The organism is Pseudomonas sp. CH235 (genome assembly GCF_004368175.1).
GTDB lineage: Bacteria > Pseudomonadota > Gammaproteobacteria > Pseudomonadales > Pseudomonadaceae > Aquipseudomonas > Aquipseudomonas paraglycinae.
In genome coordinates this window covers 64,771-79,984 of the sequence record NZ_RRZJ01000010.1, presented here as the reverse complement: position 1 = coordinate 79,984, position 15,214 = coordinate 64,771, and the positions used below count along the sequence as shown (strand labels likewise).

14 protein-coding genes are annotated in these 15,214 nt (G+C 61.0%); 1 reads left to right on the top strand and 13 read right to left on the bottom strand.

The window, feature by feature from the left end:
- Positions 1–26: 26 nt before the first annotated feature.
- Genes EIY71_RS13155 through EIY71_RS13145 form a run of 3 tightly spaced genes read right to left on the bottom strand, consistent with a single transcriptional unit; the run spans position 27 to position 5,253 of the window.
- A complete protein-coding gene (locus tag EIY71_RS13155) occupies positions 27–3,092 on the bottom strand; it encodes an efflux RND transporter permease subunit (RefSeq protein ID WP_129973809.1) in 3,066 nt (1,021 codons plus the stop codon).
- Entirely contained in the window at positions 3,089–4,153 is a 1,065-nt protein-coding gene (locus EIY71_RS13150; protein WP_129973810.1) for an efflux RND transporter periplasmic adaptor subunit, read from the bottom strand. The genes EIY71_RS13155 and EIY71_RS13150 overlap by 4 nt, the downstream gene beginning before the upstream one ends.
- Entirely contained in the window at positions 4,150–5,253 is a 1,104-nt protein-coding gene (locus EIY71_RS13145) for an efflux RND transporter periplasmic adaptor subunit (protein ID WP_134021938.1), read from the bottom strand. Before EIY71_RS13145 ends, EIY71_RS13150 begins: the two co-directional genes overlap by 4 nt.
- A 144-nt stretch (positions 5,254–5,397) precedes the next feature.
- Between EIY71_RS13145 and EIY71_RS13140 the strand changes: the two genes are divergently transcribed.
- Positions 5,398–6,558, top strand: coding sequence for an AAA family ATPase (locus tag EIY71_RS13140; RefSeq protein WP_085746320.1), 1,161 nt, complete (start codon positions 5,398–5,400; stop codon positions 6,556–6,558).
- Between the two features lie 230 nt (positions 6,559–6,788).
- Here the strand turns inward: EIY71_RS13140 and EIY71_RS13135 are convergent, their stop codons facing one another.
- The 10 genes from EIY71_RS13135 to EIY71_RS13090 form a co-directional block, all read right to left on the bottom strand.
- The gene (locus tag EIY71_RS13135) at positions 6,789–7,667 is read right to left on the bottom strand and encodes a transporter substrate-binding domain-containing protein (protein ID WP_134021936.1); all 879 of its coding nucleotides are present in this window, start codon (positions 7,665–7,667) and stop codon (positions 6,789–6,791) included.
- Positions 7,664–8,461 carry an amino acid ABC transporter ATP-binding protein gene (locus EIY71_RS13130; protein ID WP_134021934.1) on the bottom strand — a complete coding sequence of 266 codons (798 nt, stop codon included), beginning with the start codon at positions 8,459–8,461 and terminating at the stop codon, positions 7,664–7,666. The genes EIY71_RS13135 and EIY71_RS13130 overlap by 4 nt, the downstream gene beginning before the upstream one ends.
- The gene (locus EIY71_RS13125; RefSeq protein WP_134021932.1) at positions 8,458–9,117 is read right to left on the bottom strand and encodes an amino acid ABC transporter permease; all 660 of its coding nucleotides are present in this window, start codon (positions 9,115–9,117) and stop codon (positions 8,458–8,460) included. Before EIY71_RS13125 ends, EIY71_RS13130 begins: the two co-directional genes overlap by 4 nt.
- On the bottom strand, positions 9,098–9,763 hold the full coding sequence (locus EIY71_RS13120; RefSeq protein ID WP_102718549.1) for an amino acid ABC transporter permease: 666 nt from the start codon (positions 9,761–9,763) through the stop codon (positions 9,098–9,100). Before EIY71_RS13120 ends, EIY71_RS13125 begins: the two co-directional genes overlap by 20 nt.
- 463 nt (positions 9,764–10,226) lie before the next feature.
- A complete protein-coding gene (locus EIY71_RS13115; RefSeq protein ID WP_011331930.1) occupies positions 10,227–11,024 on the bottom strand; it encodes a MetQ/NlpA family ABC transporter substrate-binding protein in 798 nt (265 codons plus the stop codon).
- 164 nt (positions 11,025–11,188) lie between these two features.
- Complete coding sequence (locus EIY71_RS13110; RefSeq protein WP_085746316.1) at positions 11,189–12,121, bottom strand: sigma 54-interacting transcriptional regulator; 933 nt, start codon at positions 12,119–12,121, stop codon at positions 11,189–11,191.
- Positions 12,122–12,177: 56 nt separating this feature from the next.
- Complete coding sequence (locus tag EIY71_RS13105; protein WP_007952774.1) at positions 12,178–12,759, bottom strand: alpha/beta hydrolase; 582 nt, start codon at positions 12,757–12,759, stop codon at positions 12,178–12,180.
- Between the two features lie 169 nt (positions 12,760–12,928).
- Positions 12,929–13,330 (bottom strand): biopolymer transporter ExbD, encoded by a 402-nt coding sequence (locus EIY71_RS13100; protein WP_003220570.1) that lies wholly within the window; start codon positions 13,328–13,330, stop codon positions 12,929–12,931.
- A gap of 1 nt (position 13,331) precedes the next feature.
- The gene (locus EIY71_RS13095; protein ID WP_085608585.1) at positions 13,332–14,057 is read right to left on the bottom strand and encodes a MotA/TolQ/ExbB proton channel family protein; all 726 of its coding nucleotides are present in this window, start codon (positions 14,055–14,057) and stop codon (positions 13,332–13,334) included.
- A gap of 45 nt (positions 14,058–14,102) precedes the next feature.
- A complete protein-coding gene (locus tag EIY71_RS13090) occupies positions 14,103–14,915 on the bottom strand; it encodes an energy transducer TonB (RefSeq protein ID WP_134021930.1) in 813 nt (270 codons plus the stop codon).
- Positions 14,916–15,214 lie beyond the last annotated feature (299 nt).

Here is a 15,214-nt window from a genome sequence, read left to right as displayed (position 1 = left end):
CCTTCGCAAATATGTAACAGGCGTACTCACTGTGCCGATGGCGAAGCGTCCTTCTTCGGCTCGCGAATCTTGTACCAGGCCACGTACAGCGCTGGCAGAAACAGCAGCGTCAGCAGGGTCGCAATCACGATCCCGCCGATCATCGCGTAGGCCATCGGCCCCCAGAACACTTCCCGGGCGATCGGGATCATGCCCATGCTCGCCGCCGCGGCGGTGAGCAGGATCGGGCGACGTCGGTGCTCGGTGGCTTCCACCACCGCATCCCACGGCGCGTAGCCTTTGCGCTCGAACTCGTCGATCTGGGTCACGAGGATCACCGAGTTGCGGATGATGATGCCGATCAGCGCCAGGATCCCGAGGATTGCCACGAAGCCCATCGGCGTACCGGTCGGCACCAGCGCCAGCACCACGCCGATCAGCCCAAGCGGCGCGACACTGGCCACCAGGAACAGCTTCTGCACGCTGTGCAGCTGGATCATCAGGAAAGTCGCCATCAAAAACAGCATCAACGGCAGCACTTTCGCAATCGGCCCTTGGGCCTTGCCACTCTCCTCGACCGTACCGCCGGTGGCGACCTTGTAGCCAACGGGCAGTTTTTCGGCGAACGCGTCGATGGACGGCTTCAACAGTTTCACCAGATCGGTCGGCTGAATCTCGTCACGCACCGACGCCTTGATGGTGATGGTCGGAAGGCGATCACGACGCCACACCAGCGGCTGCTCCAGCTCATAACGAACCGTGGCGAAGGCCAGCAGCGGAATCGACGTGCCGTTGGGCGTGACGATCTGCAGGTTCTGCAGGGTTTCCGGCGTACCGCGTTCCGAACTCACTGCGCGACCGACCACATTGATCAGGTAGATGTCGTCGTTGACCTGGGTCAGCGGCGCGCCACTGACGATGCTGTTCATCAGGTTCGCCACGTCTTCGGACGACAGCCCGAGCTGGCGCGCCTTGTCCTGGGCGATGTCGATTCGCAGGACTTTGCCTGGCTCGTTCCAGTCGTAAATGATCTCGCCGATGTGCTCGTTCTTGTCCAGTTCAGTCGCCAGGTCGATGGCGTGCTTGCGCACCTGATCGATGTCCTTGCCGCTGATCCGGTACTGGATCGGACGCCCCACCGGCGGGCCCATTTCCAGCGCCTGCACGTAACTGCCGATGCCGACGAAGTCCTTGTGCAGCCGTTCGCGCAGGCGCTGACTCAGGGCCTCGCGGGCTTCGAAGTCTTTGCTGACGATCACCAGTTGCGCGTAGTACGGGTTCTGCAATTGCTGGTCGAGTGGCAGGTAGAAACGGATCGCACCCTGGCCGATATAGGTGCTCCAGCGCACGATGTCCGCATCGCCCTTGAGCGTGGCCTCGAGCTTGTCGACGGCCTTGCGGGTCTCGTCGATCGAGGCGTTTTGCGGCAGGTTGAGGTCGACCAGGATTTCCGGTCGATCCGAAGACGGGAAAAACTGATTCTGCACAAACCGCATGCAGAACACCGCCAGCACAAACAACAGCACGGTGATGCCGATGGCCCACCAGCGATTGCGCATGCACCACAGCAAACCGCCGTTGAATGCGCGGCCAACGCGCCCCGGTTCGGCTTCATGGGCTTTCACGTTGGTACTGAGAATGTGCACGCCGATCACCGGGGCGAAGAACACCGCCACAATCCAGGACACGATCATCGCCACGGCAATCACCGCGAACAGCGTGTAGGTGTACTCGCCGGCAGAACTGGCGTTGAGCCCGATGGGGACGAAACCGGCGACCGTCACCAGCGTACCGGTGAGCATCGGGAACGCGGTCGAGGTGTAGGCGAACGTCGCGGCCTCTTCCTTGCTCTCGCCCATTTCCAGGCGCGTGACCATCATTTCCACGGTGATCATCGCATCGTCCACCAACAGGCCGAGGGCAATGATCAGAGCACCGAGGGAAATCCGCTGCATGGTGATGCCGCTGTACTCCATGAACACAAACACCATCGCCAGCACCAGCGGGATCGAGCACGCCACCACCAGCCCGGCGCGCACGCCGAGGCTGATGAAGCTGACCACCAGCACGATCACCACTGCTTCGAACAAGGCACTGGTGAAGCCGCCAACGGCCTCCTCCACCACCACGGCCTGATCCGACACCGTGTGCACCCCGACGCCGACTGGTAGATCCGCCGTCAGTTCATCGATGCGCTTGTGCAGGGCCTTGCCAAACTCCTGGACGTTGCCGCCCTTCTGCATGGCAATCGCCAGCCCGATCGCCGGTTTGCCGTCGAAACGGAATTCCGGCGTGGCCGGATCGGTGTAACCGCGAGTGATGTCGGCGACGTCTGCCAGGCGATAGAAGCGGTCGTTGAGCTTGAGATTGACCTCGGCCAGGTCTTTCTCCGAAGCGAACTGCCCCGAAGTCCGCACGGAAATCCGCTCCGGGCCCGCCTCGATGACACCGGCCGGAGTCACGGCGTTCTGCGATTGCAGGCTCTGCACCACCTGGCGCTGATCGATGCCCAGCGCCGCGAGTTTGCGGGTGGAGAAGTTCAGGTAAATCACTTCGTCCTGCTGGCCGATCATTTCGATCTTGCCCAGCCCCGGCACATTGCGGATCTCGGCCCGCGCCTGTTCCACATAATCGCGCAACTGGCGCATGGTCAGGCCGTCGGCGGTGAAGGCGTACACCGAGCCGAACACGTCACCGAATTCGTCGTTGAATCCCGGCCCCTGAATGCCTTGAGGAAACTGCCCGCGAATGTCGTCGATCTTCTTGCGCACCTGGTACCAGATCTCCGGAATATCCTTGGCGCTGGTGGTGTCGCGCAGGTACACGTACACCGTCGATTCGCCGGGGCGCGTGTAGCTTTTCACATAGTCTAGGGAATCGAGTTCTTCGAGTTTTTTCTCGATGCGGTCGGTGACCTGCTTGAGGGTTTCTTCCTGGGTCGCGCCCGGCCATTTGGTCTGGATCACCATGGTCTTGATGGTGAACGACGGGTCTTCCTCGCGCCCCAGATTGAAGTAGGAGAACACCCCCATGAGCAATGCGACGAACATCAGATACCAGACGAAAGACTGATGCTTGAGGGCCCATTCGGAGAGATTGAAAGAGCCTTTCATTGACTGTCCTCGTCAAGTTTCACGGATTGTCCGGGTTTGAGACTGTTGACGCCGGCGCTGACCACACGCTCGCCGTTCTTCACGCCCCCCGCAAGTACAACGCTGCTATCGGTGCGGCTGATCACGCTGACGTCGCGCGGGTTGACGGTTTTGCTCTGGGTGTCGATGACCCAGATCCGCGCTTTTCCGTCGACCTCCTGCAACGCGGTGACGGGCAATTCGATACGCGGCTTGATCGCCGAGCTGAGGGTGACGCTGATCGCGGTGCCGAGGCGAAAGCCGTCGGGCGTATTGGCCAGGGTCAACCGTGCGCGGCGGGTGCGCGTCGCACTTTGTGCCTGGGGTTCGATCTCGCGCAGGGTGGCCGTGGAGTTGATGCTCGGGTCGAGCTGCCCGGCCACCAGAAACACCACGTCGGACGGGATCTCATCGACCAGGGTGTCCGGCAGATCGATCACGGCTTCCTTGATGTCCGGTTGCGCCAGGGTCACCACCTGCTGGCCCGCCGTCACCACCTGCCCGGTCTCGGCGTTCCACGCGGTGACCACCGCCTTGTGGTCGGAGCGTAGCTGGGTGTAATCGAGTTGATCCTTGCTCTGGTTGACCGCCGCGCGCGCCTGATCCAGCGAAGCCTGGGTGGTTTTCAGGTCCGTCATGGCAATGTCCAGTTGCGCCTGCGCGCCGACACCACGGTCGAACAGCGCTTGCTGACGGCGGGCATTGGCCTGGGCGTTGATCAGCTGTGCCTGAACCCTGGCCAGGTCGCCCTGGGCCGAACGCAACTGGTTCTGCTGGTCGGTCGGATCGAGGGTGGCGAGCAGCGTGCCCTTCTGCACCTCGGTACCGACGTCGACGTTACGGCTGGCAATGCGCCCGCCAACACGAAAACCGGTGTTGCTTTCATAGCGTGCCTGAATGCTGCCGGCGAAACGCCCGAGGTTTTCCTCGCTCATCGCTTCGACCTTGACCGACAACACCGGCCGTACCGGCTCCGGCGGTGGCTCGCTTTTCGAGCAGGCGGCGAGCAACACGCCAATGGATAACAGCCCCAGACGCTTCATGGCTGTGCTCCCGGTTGCAGATCCTTGTAGGTGTTTTCGGCAATTTCGACCTTCATGCCCGGATGCAGCAACTGCCCACCCGCGACAATGACTTTTTCCCCGCCCTTGAGGCCCTCGCTGATGATGACCTTGCCGATCAGATAGCGGCTGACGGTGACGTTGTGCAACTGAGCTTCGCCTTTATCGTCGACCATCCACACGGCCGGATCGCTGACGTTCTTGGTCAGCGCCGACCAGGGCAATTCAACGGCCGACTTGCCGGTGCCCTTGGCCGTGGCGCTCACCACCGAGCCCAGTTGCATCCCCTGCGGCAGGCTGTCGAGGCTGACCTTGACCTGCACCGTGCCGGATTGCGCGGACACCGCCGGGGTGATTTCGCGCACGGTGCCGGTGGTCTTGATGGCGGGGTTGTCGAGCAGGCTGACGACGATCGAACGCTCCGCCGGCCGCTCGGCCAGCAGGGATTCGTAAACGTTGAACACGGCGTCGCGGTCACCGTCCCGGGCCAGGCTGAAAATCGGTGCCGTGGCCTGAACCACTTGGCCGACTTCGGCCTGACGCTCGGTGATGACGCCCGGCGCATCGGCAATCAGCGAGGTGTAGCTCAGTTGATCCTTGGCGTTGGCCAGCTGCGCCTGGGCCGCGCTCAAGGCACTCTGGCTGCTGCGCAAGGCGGCCTGCGCCGAATCGTATTCGCTCTGGCTGGTGTAGCCCTTGGGCAACAGTTTCTGCTGGCGGACGAACGCGGCGGCGCTCTGTTTGACCCGCGCCTGCTCGGCCACTACCTGAGCCTGGGCGGAATCGACGTTGGTCTGCAAATCCTTCGGATCGAGCTTGGCCAGCACTTGTTTGGCCGAGACGCGGTCACCGACATCGACCATGCGCTGGATGATCTTGCCACCGACCCGGAACGACAGTTCGGTCTGCACGCGGGCCTGCACATCGCCGGTGAGGGTCACGGCGGCGGCGTAATTGGCGGGGTTCACCTCCTGCACGAAGACCCGGGGCAGGTATTCGGCGGGGGCCTTTTTCTCGCCGCAGGCGCTCAATAAAGCGAGCAGACTCAGCATGACCGCTGTTTTCAATCCGGGACTCGCCATGCAGACTCCTTCCTGTGTACGAACGTGCAAGTGACGATACGACTGTGAGCTTAGAACAGGGTTCAACCTTCGTCCGGGCGATATATGCATTTCTGTGCAGCGAGTATCCTGACCCGGATTTCGGGGCACTCAAGAAGGATTTTCATGCTCAAGACCCTCGCGGTGGCCAATTACCGCTCGATCAATAAATTGGTGATTCCGCTGGGCCGTCTGAACCTGATCACCGGCCCCAACGGCAGCGGCAAGTCCAACCTTTATCGGGCGCTGCGGCTGCTGGCGGAAACCGCTCAGGGCGGCGTGGTCAATGCGCTGGCCCGTGAGGGTGGTCTCGACTCGACCTTCTGGGCCGGACCGGAAACCATCAGCCGGCGCATGCGCAACGGCGAGGTGCCGATCCAGTCCACCGTGCGCCAGGGTGTGAAACGCCTGCGTCTGGGCTTTGCCGGGGAAGATTTCAGCTATTCGATCGCCCTGGGTTTGCCGGAGCCAAGCCTCTCGTTTTTTTCCCTCGACCCGGAAATCAAAAAGGAATGCATCTGGGCCGGACCGCTCTATCGTCCGGCCAGTCTGCTGGTGGATCGCGACGGGCCGATGATCCGTACCCGTGAAGGTCGTGGCTGGGATGTTCTGGCGCAATACACGCCGAACTTCGACAGCCTGTTCGATCAGGTCGGCAGCCTGCGTACCTCGCCGGAAGTTTTCCAGATGCGTGAGTTCATCCGCCGCTGGCGCTTCTACGACCACTTTCGCAGCGACGCCGACGCCCCGGTGCGCCAGCCGCAACTGGGCACGCGCACGCCGGTGCTACATCACGACGGGCGCGATCTGGCGGCGGCGTTGCAGACCATCCGCGAGATCGGCGATCCCGAGGCGCTGCAGGCGGCGATCAGCGATGCGTTTCCCGGTGCACGGCTGAACATTGCGCCGCTGGCAGGCGGACGCTTCGCTATCGAGTTCTTTCAGGAAGGGTTGCTGCGGCCGCTGTCGGCGGCGGAACTGTCGGATGGCACGTTGCGCTATCTGCTGCTGGTCGCCGCGCTGCTGACGCCACGCCCGCCATCGCTGATGGTGCTGAACGAGCCGGAAACCAGCCTGCATCCGGATCTGCTGCCGGCGCTGGCGCGTTTGATTATCCGGGTGTCGGAGCAGTGTCAGGTGTGGGTGGTGTCCCATGCCCGGCGATTGATTTCGGCGCTGCAGGAAGACCCGGAATGCAATTGCATCGTGCTGGAAAAAACCCTCGGCCAGACGGGGATCGTCGGGCAGAGGGTTCTGGATGAGCCGGCGTGGAATTGGCCTGATTAGGTGTGTCAGTTGGAGAGCCCCTCACCCTAACCCTCTCCCGGAGGGAGAGGGAACCGATTGGGGAAAGCTCAAGAGTTACGCCGACCTGAAAGTGCTTCTGTGAATCCATAATCGACTCGGTGTCTCAGGTCGATGTAACTCTCAAAACACCTCGGTCGGCTCCCTCTCCCTCCGGGAGAGGGCTGGGGTGAGGGGTTGCTCTGCATCCTCACCGCCGACCTGTCAGGCAATCAGCCCTGCCACTTCCCACCCTCAACAATCACGCTCTCGGGCTTGGTGTCATCACTCAGCTCTTTACGCACATATTGGTCATACAGCTTGAGCAGATATTTCTCCTCACCAAGCTTGGCCAGTTCAGTATTCACCCAGTCGCGCAATTCGATATTGCCCTTCTTCACCGCCGGGGCAATCGGCGCTTCGGCGCCAAGTTTTTCGTCCAGCACGCGGTAGCCCGGGTTCTGCTTGGCCCAGCTGAACAGCACCAGATTGTCCTGCGCGTAGGCATCGCCACGGCCGTTGGCCAGGGCTTGCAGGGACTCGGAGTTTTTCTCGAACTTCAGCAGTTTCCAGTCCGGGTGGTTCTTGGTCAGCCAGATATCGGCGGTGGTGCCGGTGGTGACGATGGTGGTGCGGGTCGCCAGGTCATCCAGCTTTTTCACCTCACTGCCTTGGGGCACCAGCGCCTGCACCGCGACCTTGAGGTTCGGGTTGGTGAATTCCACCGCTTCCTTGCGCTCCGGGGTCACGGTCATGTTGGCGAGGATCAGGTCGACCTTGTCGCTTTGCAGGAACGGAATACGGCTCGCCGGTTCCACGGCCACGAACTCGACCTTGTTTTCATCGCCCAGCAGATCCTTGGCGAATTGACGGCCGATGTCGGTATCGAAGCCGACGTAACGCCCCGCTTCGTTGACGAAACCGAACGGCGGCTTGTCGGTGAATACGCCGACGATCAGCTTGTCGCGGGCTTTGATCTTGTCCAGGTAACCGGCCGGTGCGGTGCTTTCGGTGGCGACTTTCGGCTTGGCCGGTTCTTCGGTCTTGTTGCAGCCGGCCAGCAGCACGAGGCTGATCAGCGGTAAAGCAAATAGGGCTTTGGCAGTTTTCATGGCAGTTCCAGTTCCTTGGGTTGAGTCGTTGTGGGCGAAGTCGTTGAAGTCAGCGCTTCGACGTAGGAGAACTTCTCCAGGAACTGCTGCGCGCGTGCGGTTTGCGGGTTCGTAAAGAAAAGCTCGGGCGGGTTCTGCTCAAGGATGCGCCCGCCATCCATGAACACGATGCGATCGGCCACCGCGCGGGCGAAGGCCATTTCGTGGGTGACGATCAACAGGGTCATGCCTTCGCGGGCCAGGCCCTGAATCACTTCCAGCACTTCCTTGACCATCTCCGGATCAAGGGCGGCAGTGACTTCGTCGAAGAGCATGACCCGCGGGTTCATGCACAACGAACGGACGATGGCGATGCGTTGCTGCTGGCCGCCGGAGAGCTGGCGCGGGAAGGAGTCGCGCTTGTCCGCCAGGCCGACGCGCGCGAGCAACGCTTCGGCTTGTTGCTGTGCTTCGCGGCGTTCGCGCTTCTGCACTTTCAGCGGGCCGAGCAGCAAATTGTCGAGCACGCTCATGTGCGGAAACAGGTGATAACTCTGGAACACCATGCCAATCTGCTGACGCACTTCGCGCCAGTCGGTGGCCTTGTCCAGCAATTCACGGCCGGCGAACTTCAGGTGACCGCTGTGGGCGGTTTCCAGACCGTTGAGGCAGCGCAGCAAGGTGCTTTTGCCGCAGCCGCTGGGGCCGAGGATGACGATGACTTCGCCGGACTTCACCTGCAGGTCGATGCCCTTGAGCACCTGCTGTTCGCCGAAGAATTTGTTGAAACCCTGAAACTCGATCAATGCGCTCATGCTTGCGTCCAGCGCCGCTCCAGCACGCGCGAGGCGGCCGACAGCGGGTAGCAGATAAAAAAGAAAAACAGAAACAGCGCGCCGTAGATCAGCACCGATTCGTAGGTGCGCTCGATGATCTGCTGGCCGACCTTGATCACATCGACAACGCCGATCAGCACCGCCAGCGAACTGATCTTGATGATCCGCGTGTAGACGTTGATGGTCGGCGGCGTCATGCGTTTCAGCGCCTGAGGCAGCAACACGTAGCCGTAGAGCTGCGCCGCGTTCAGACCGATCGACAGCCCCGCCTCACGCTGCCCGCGCGGCAACGAATGCAGCGCACCGCGCGCCACTTCGCCAACCTCGCTGGCGCCCCACAGCGACAGCACCAACACCGCACACCAGAAGCTCGGCAGGCTCAGGCCGAAGAAAATTGGCAGGCCGAAAAACAGCAGGTACAACCAGACCAGCACCGGGATCGCCCGGAACAGCTCCAGATAGATCCGCAGCAGCGCGTTCAGCCACGTCACGTTGAGCGTGCGCAGCACGCCGTAGAGCACGCCGCCGACGGTGCTGATGGCGATACTGAGGAACGAGATCGACAGGGTTTGCCCGGCGCCTTTGGCCAGTTGCGGCAACGACACCCAGAGCAGTTCAAGACCCGAACTGGCCATGCTGGAGCCTCCTTTCCAGACGGCTCAACAGCAGCGACAGCGGCAGGAACAGCAGCACGCAGATCAGCGTCAGCACGGCGAGCATTTCGTAGGTTTTGTAGTAGAGCGCGATGTAGCTTTTGGTGGTGTAGAGAATTTCCGGCACCGCCACTGCCGAGACCACGGTGGTCTCCTTGAGCAGGAAAATGAAATTGGCGAACAGCGACGGCAGGCTGAGGATCCCCGCTTGCGGCAGGATCACGTAGCGCAGCAACTGACCGTGGGACAGGCCGATTGAGCGGCCCGATTCAAGCTGCGTCTGGGGCACCGCATCGACGCCGGCGCGCAGCACTTCGGTGAGGTAGGCCCCGCCGAGAAACGTCATGGTGATGATCGCGGCGCTGAATCCGGAAACCTTGATCCCAAGGGCCGGCAGCGCGAAGTAGACGAAGAACAACTGAATCAGCAGCGGCGTGTTGCGCGCCAGTTCCACATACAGCCCGACCAGTTTTTGCAGGTAAGGCGTGCGGAACACCAGAATCGTTGCATTGAGCAACGCCACCAGCAGCGAGGTGCCAATGGCGATCAAACCGACCTGCAGCGTCACGCCCACGGCTTTGAGAAACGCCGGCAGGGTGCTGAGGATAAATGCGTAATCGAAGGTCATGAAACATCCTGACGCCGCTCGGTAAGCGACGGTGGTGCAGTCCATGGACAGCGGGTAACTGTCCGGCAGGCACCGACTTTAAAGGTATAAGAAAAAGAATTTAAATACCGTTAAAGCATATTGATATCACGCAAAAAACTATCCTGCGGGTTTGCCCCGACAGAATAAGAAGGCTATTTTTCCTTTCGCTGTAGGACGGATCTTTTTTTCGTAAAAGCCCTCCAAGGACGAACAGCTTTTGGCCAGACTCCCCCGGCCAACCCCATAACAAGGAAGAGAACATGGACGTAAAAGTGCCGCAGCGACCGGACCCGCAGGATTTCGTGAAATGGCTGGTGGCTTTGCGCAGGGCGCTGAAAACCAGCGCTGCCTGAGTTATCCACACGCAAGAAAAAACGCCGATGACCATCGCTGGTCATCGGCGTCTTTTTTCAACCTTGAAGGGGGTTGCTGTTGCGTCGGATCAGAACGCCGGCAGTACCGCGCCGTTGTACTTCTTCTCGATGAACGCTTTGACTTCAGGGCTGGTCAGGGCAGCGGCCAGTTTCTTGATGGCGTCGCTGTTCTTGTTGTCTTCACGGGCAACCAGGAAGTTCACGTAAGGCGAATCCGCACCTTCGATCACCAGGGCGTCCTTGGTCGGGTTCAACTTGGCTTCCAGCGCGTAGTTGGTGTTGATCATGTCCAGATCGACTTCTTTCAGAACGCGCGGCAGCAGGGCCGACTCCAGTTCCTTGAACTTGAAGTTGTGCGGGTTCTTGGCGATGTCTTTTGGAGTCGCCAGGGCGTTCTTCGGATCTTTCAGCTCGATCAGGCCAGCCTTCTGCAGCAGGATCAGTGCGCGACCGCTGTTGCTGCCTTCGTTCGGAATGGCGATGGTGGCGCCGTCCGGCAGTTCGGCCAGGGTCTTGTACTTGCTCGAGTAGCCACCGAACGGTTCAACGTGCACGCCTTGCACGGTCACCAGGTACTTGGCCTTGTCATCCTTGTATTTGCCGGCGTTGAAGCTGTCCAGGTAAGGCTTGGTCTGGAAGTAGTTGGCGTCCAGACGCTTCTCGCCCACCTGTACGTTCGGCTGAACGTAGTCGGTGAAAACCTTGATTTCCAGATCCACGCCTTCTTTGGCGAGGGTCGGCTTGATCAGCTCGAGGATTTCGGCGTGCGGCACCGGCGTCGCGGCCACCACCAGTTTCTCGCCGGCCTGGGCCAGGGAAGCCGTCAGAGCAGCCGCCAATGCGGTAAACAACAGAACCTTTTTCATGCAGTGTCCTTATCGAAAATCGGTCGTCATCGACGACGGCATTAATACGTGTGCCAGCGATGTGCTACTGCTGGCGTGAAGCGGACAATACCGGGATTTTTTATTCCCGGACAATAACGTTTATTCAGCTTCATATTCCATTTTGTTCATGTTGAATAAAATGGTTACAACGCCTCGCTCAGGCTCAACAGCAACTCTTTCAATGCCTTACGTTCGTCGACGGTGCCGTTGAGGCTGACGCTCGCCACCTGACGTTCGATCTGAACCAGCGGCCCAGACACCTCGGGCAGGTTCAGGTGCTCCGGCAGGATTTCGTCGCCGGTGCTCACCAGCAGCGCAAAATGAATGACGTTTTCCAGCTCCCGGGTGTTGCCCGGCCAGCTGTGTTGCTCCAGCACCTGTTGCGCCGCTTCGCTGATCAGCGGCACCGGCAGATCCAGACGCTGGCTGTAGATGCCGAGGAAGTACTCGGCCAACGACAGAATGTCGCCGACCCGCGCGCGCAATGCCGGCAGTTCCAGATGGCCTTCGCTGAGATAGTGATAAAGCCGCTCGTGGAATTTACCCGCCGCCACCGCTTGGGCCAGATCGATGCTGGTCGCGGCGACCAGCCGTACGTCCACCGGGCTCGGTTGATGCGCACCGACGCGGGTGACTTCGTGGTTTTCCAGTGCGGAAAGCAACTTGATCTGGATCGGCAGCGGCAGGTCGCCGATCTCGTCCAGGTACAAGGTGCCGCCGTTGGCCGAACCGAACCAGCCGGCGCGACTGCTGGCCGATCCGCTGTAGCTGCCGGCGGCGTAGCCGAACAATTCGGCATCGGCGTAGGTCGGGCTGATCGCCCCGCAATTGACCGAGACAAACAAGCCGCTGCGATCACTGGCGCGGTGGATGTGGCGGGCGAGCAATTCCTTGCCGGTGCCGGTCTCGCCGCGAATCAACACCGAGATCGAGCGCGGTGCGAGCTGGGCCATTTCCTCGCGCAACTGGCGCGAGCGTGGATCGACGAACACCAGCGCCTTGGCGCGAATACTCAGGGGACTTTTTTCCGCATCGGGAAAGGTCAGCAACGGCTGGCCAAAGGTTTCAAAACTCATGGCAGACTCCCGCCCCAAATCGCCGGGAGACGGGGGCGTTGAAAAAATAAAAGTGGTCAGGCACGGCGCCGGGCGTGGTGTTCCATGCGGTTTTGCAGGCGATACAGATAAGCGAATCCCTGCTCCCAGCGTTGATGCCCGGACTTCACGTTGATATGGCCGGCACCTGCGAGAATCCCCGCCTCGGCGCCCCAGTTGCGCGCCAGTTCCAGCGCACGCGGCGCACTGACGGCGGCGTCGTTGTCGGAGCTGACGACCTGGCTCGGGAATGGCAGCAGATCGGTCGGGATCGGTGCGAAATTGCGCAGTGCCGGCACACACGCCGGGCGCTCGACATCTGCCGGCGCAACCAGCAGCGCCCCGCGCACCTGACGCAAATGATGCAGTGGCGCAGTAGCAGCCCAGTGCGCCACGGTGATGCAGCCCAGGCTGTGAGCAATGAGAATCACCGGCGAGCTGTCGGCGGCAATCGCCTCGGCCAGCGCCGCGACCCAGTCTTCACGACGCGGCGTCAGCCAGTCGGCCTGCTCCACCCGCGCGCTGTTGGGCAGACTGTTCTGCCAGTGGGTTTGCCAATGATCTTCTGGCGATCCTTGCCAGCCCGGCACAATCAGATAACGGATTGATTCGTTGCGCATGGGGGAGCTCTCCTGCGTCGTGTCTGTTCCTGAACGAGTATAGGGACGGGATATATATTCTTTAAGGAATAAGAAGCTATTTATTAAGACCTGAAAAGCATATTAAGCATTCGGCAAAAAAAGGGGCCGCACCCTGCCAAGGAGACGGCCCCGGAAAAACGTGAAACCCTTATCGTGCAGTGATCACCGACAGCTTGGTGATGCCCGCCCGCTCAATCGAAGCCATGGCTCGCGCCACTTCGCCGTAATTCACCCCGTCGTCGGCCTGCAATTGCACGCGCACTTCCGGGTCCTTGGCCTTGGCCGACTTGAGGTTGAACTCCAGCAGGTCCGGCTGGATTTCGTCCTTGTTGATAAACAGTTTTCCAGCACCGTCGATGCTCACCACCAACGGGTCTTTCTGCTCGACCGGCGCCACCGCTTCGGTTTTCGGCAGGTTGATCGGTATCGCGTTGGTCAAAAGCGGCGCGGTGACGATGAACACCACCAGCAGCACCAGCATCACGTCCACCAGCGGCGTCACGTTGATCTCGCTCAGCACCTCGTCGCTGTCTTGCGTGGAGAAGGCCATATCAGGACGCCTCCTTCACTTTTGTTGCATTGCCCTGGGCCGCAGCCTTGTGCGCGGTCGGGTGGATCAACACGCGGAACGCGCTCTTTTGCGCCAGGCTGTAGAAGTCGTGGGCAAAATCGTCCAGGTCCGCCGCCGTCAGTTTCAGACGACGCAAAAAGTAGTTGTAAACCAGCACCGCCGGCACCGCGACCGCGATCCCCACCCCGGTGGCGACCAGCGCTGCACCGATGGGCCCTGCGACCGTTTCCAGGCTCGCCGAACCTGCCGCGCTGATGCCTTTCAACGCTTCCATGATTCCCCACACCGTGCCGAACAGACCAATGAACGGCGAGGTGCTGCCAATACTCGCGACCACCGCCAGACCGGTTTCCAGCGAACGGCGCTCGCGGACGATCTGCTGGCGCAAGGCACGTTCGAGGCGATCCTGATGATTGATCGCCTGGCTCAGGTCATTGGCCTGCGGCGCCTCGCCCACTTGTATCGCCGCATAACCGGCCTGTGCCACCCGCGCTGCCGCGCCGGGCTGGGTTTCGCTCAACTCGGCGGCGGAGTCCAGACTCGACGCCGCCCAGAAGCGCTTGTGAAATTTGCGGTCCTGCGCCTTCAACCGGCCGAACTGCAAAGCCTTGAGCAATGCCAGCCCCCAAGTGGCGACAGAGAAGACCACCAGCAGCCAGATCACCGCGCTTTCGATGGATTCCAGTGGAGATGCCAGTAACGTCATGATGTGTTCCCTCGTGTAAACGTTTAGCGCGAAATTGGTTTCGGTTTAATGAATCTTGAAATCGATGGGTACGCTGACCCAGCCGTCCTGGGCGACATCACCCTGCTTGGCCGGCACGAAGCTCCAGCGCTTCACGGCGTCCAGCGCCGCGTCGTCGAGCTGTTGCCGGCCACTGCTTTTCTGAATCTGGATCTCGCCCGGTTTGCCGCTGGCCAACACGTGTACCCGCAGCAACACCGTGCCTTCCCAACCGCGACGCTGGGCCAGCGACGGATACTCCGGCGCCGGGTTCTTCAGGTACGCCGCGTTGGCCGAGGCCGGCGTCACCGGAGCAGGCGCCGGTGGTGCAGGTGGCGCTGGCGCGGCGACCGGAGCGGCCGGTTGTGGCGGCGCCGGTGGTTGCTCGACGGCTTTTGGCGTTGGTTTCGGTACAGGTTTGGCGACCGGTTTCGGTTTGGGAATCGGCTTTGGTTTCGGTGGCGGCTTGGTTGCCAGTTCGTCTTCCACCGGGGGCGGAGGCTCAACCACAGGTGCCGGTGGCGGCGGTACAACCACAGGTGGAGCTGGTGGCGCCGGGCGCGAAAACTCGATGGTCATCGGCGGAATTTCCGGCGGCACGATCGGCAGTGCCGGCGTCGGATGCTGGTTGATCCAGTAGATCACCGCGCCATGCACCACCAGCGCCAGAACGCCGAGCAGAATCGTTTCGCGGCGGCTCAGAATGCCCTTGGGCGCGCGCTGCAAACGCAGCTGCCCCAACGGCACGCGATGGGGCCGGCCGAGATCGACCAACTCGCCGCTCGGCGCCTGGCGCCACAGCACCTCCTGTGCACTGGCGGCGGTCTGGACATTGCCCATTGATTTACTCCCTGCGGTCTCTTTGCGTTTTTTCGCGTAGCCGATTCGCCGCTTGTTGAATCCCCCACGGCGTGATCGATGGGTCAATCATTGGGCTAGACGCTTATCTCCGAAAGTAATCTTTCATGTTATGAATAGATGTTTATGGAATATATGAAACAGTCATTTTCGCCAAAGCCACGGCCCGCAAGGCTTCCAGCGATTCGCCGGAATCGACATGCTTTCCCGGCATAAAAAGTATTCATCCAAGGCATCGGGTTATCGATGACCCGGGATTCAGTGACAACTAATTCCAAGGT

Bases quoted from the DNA above. Each gene is read 5' to 3' on its own strand.
- EIY71_RS13090 (WP_134021930.1), bottom strand. From the start codon at position 14,915: ATGGGCAATGTCCAGACCGCCGCCAGTGCACAGGAGGTGCTGTGGCGC.
- EIY71_RS13130 (WP_134021934.1), bottom strand. From the start codon at position 8,461: ATGAGCGCATTGATCGAGTTTCAGGGTTTCAACAAATTCTTCGGCGAA.
- EIY71_RS13145 (WP_134021938.1), bottom strand. From the start codon at position 5,253: ATGGCGAGTCCCGGATTGAAAACAGCGGTCATGCTGAGTCTGCTCGCT.
- EIY71_RS13105 (WP_007952774.1), bottom strand. From the start codon at position 12,759: ATGCGCAACGAATCAATCCGTTATCTGATTGTGCCGGGCTGGCAAGGA.
- EIY71_RS13115 (WP_011331930.1), bottom strand. From the start codon at position 11,024: ATGAAAAAGGTTCTGTTGTTTACCGCATTGGCGGCTGCTCTGACGGCT.
- EIY71_RS13125 (WP_134021932.1), bottom strand. From the start codon at position 9,117: ATGGCCAGTTCGGGTCTTGAACTGCTCTGGGTGTCGTTGCCGCAACTG.
- EIY71_RS13095 (WP_085608585.1), bottom strand. From the start codon at position 14,057: ATGACGTTACTGGCATCTCCACTGGAATCCATCGAAAGCGCGGTGATC.
- EIY71_RS13150 (WP_129973810.1), bottom strand. From the start codon at position 4,153: ATGAAGCGTCTGGGGCTGTTATCCATTGGCGTGTTGCTCGCCGCCTGC.
- EIY71_RS13135 (WP_134021936.1), bottom strand. From the start codon at position 7,667: ATGAAAACTGCCAAAGCCCTATTTGCTTTACCGCTGATCAGCCTCGTG.
- EIY71_RS13100 (WP_003220570.1), bottom strand. From the start codon at position 13,330: ATGGCCTTCTCCACGCAAGACAGCGACGAGGTGCTGAGCGAGATCAAC.
- EIY71_RS13140 (WP_085746320.1), top strand. From the start codon at position 5,398: ATGCTCAAGACCCTCGCGGTGGCCAATTACCGCTCGATCAATAAATTG.
- EIY71_RS13155 (WP_129973809.1), bottom strand. From the start codon at position 3,092: ATGAAAGGCTCTTTCAATCTCTCCGAATGGGCCCTCAAGCATCAGTCT.
- EIY71_RS13110 (WP_085746316.1), bottom strand. From the start codon at position 12,121: ATGAGTTTTGAAACCTTTGGCCAGCCGTTGCTGACCTTTCCCGATGCG.
- EIY71_RS13120 (WP_102718549.1), bottom strand. From the start codon at position 9,763: ATGACCTTCGATTACGCATTTATCCTCAGCACCCTGCCGGCGTTTCTC.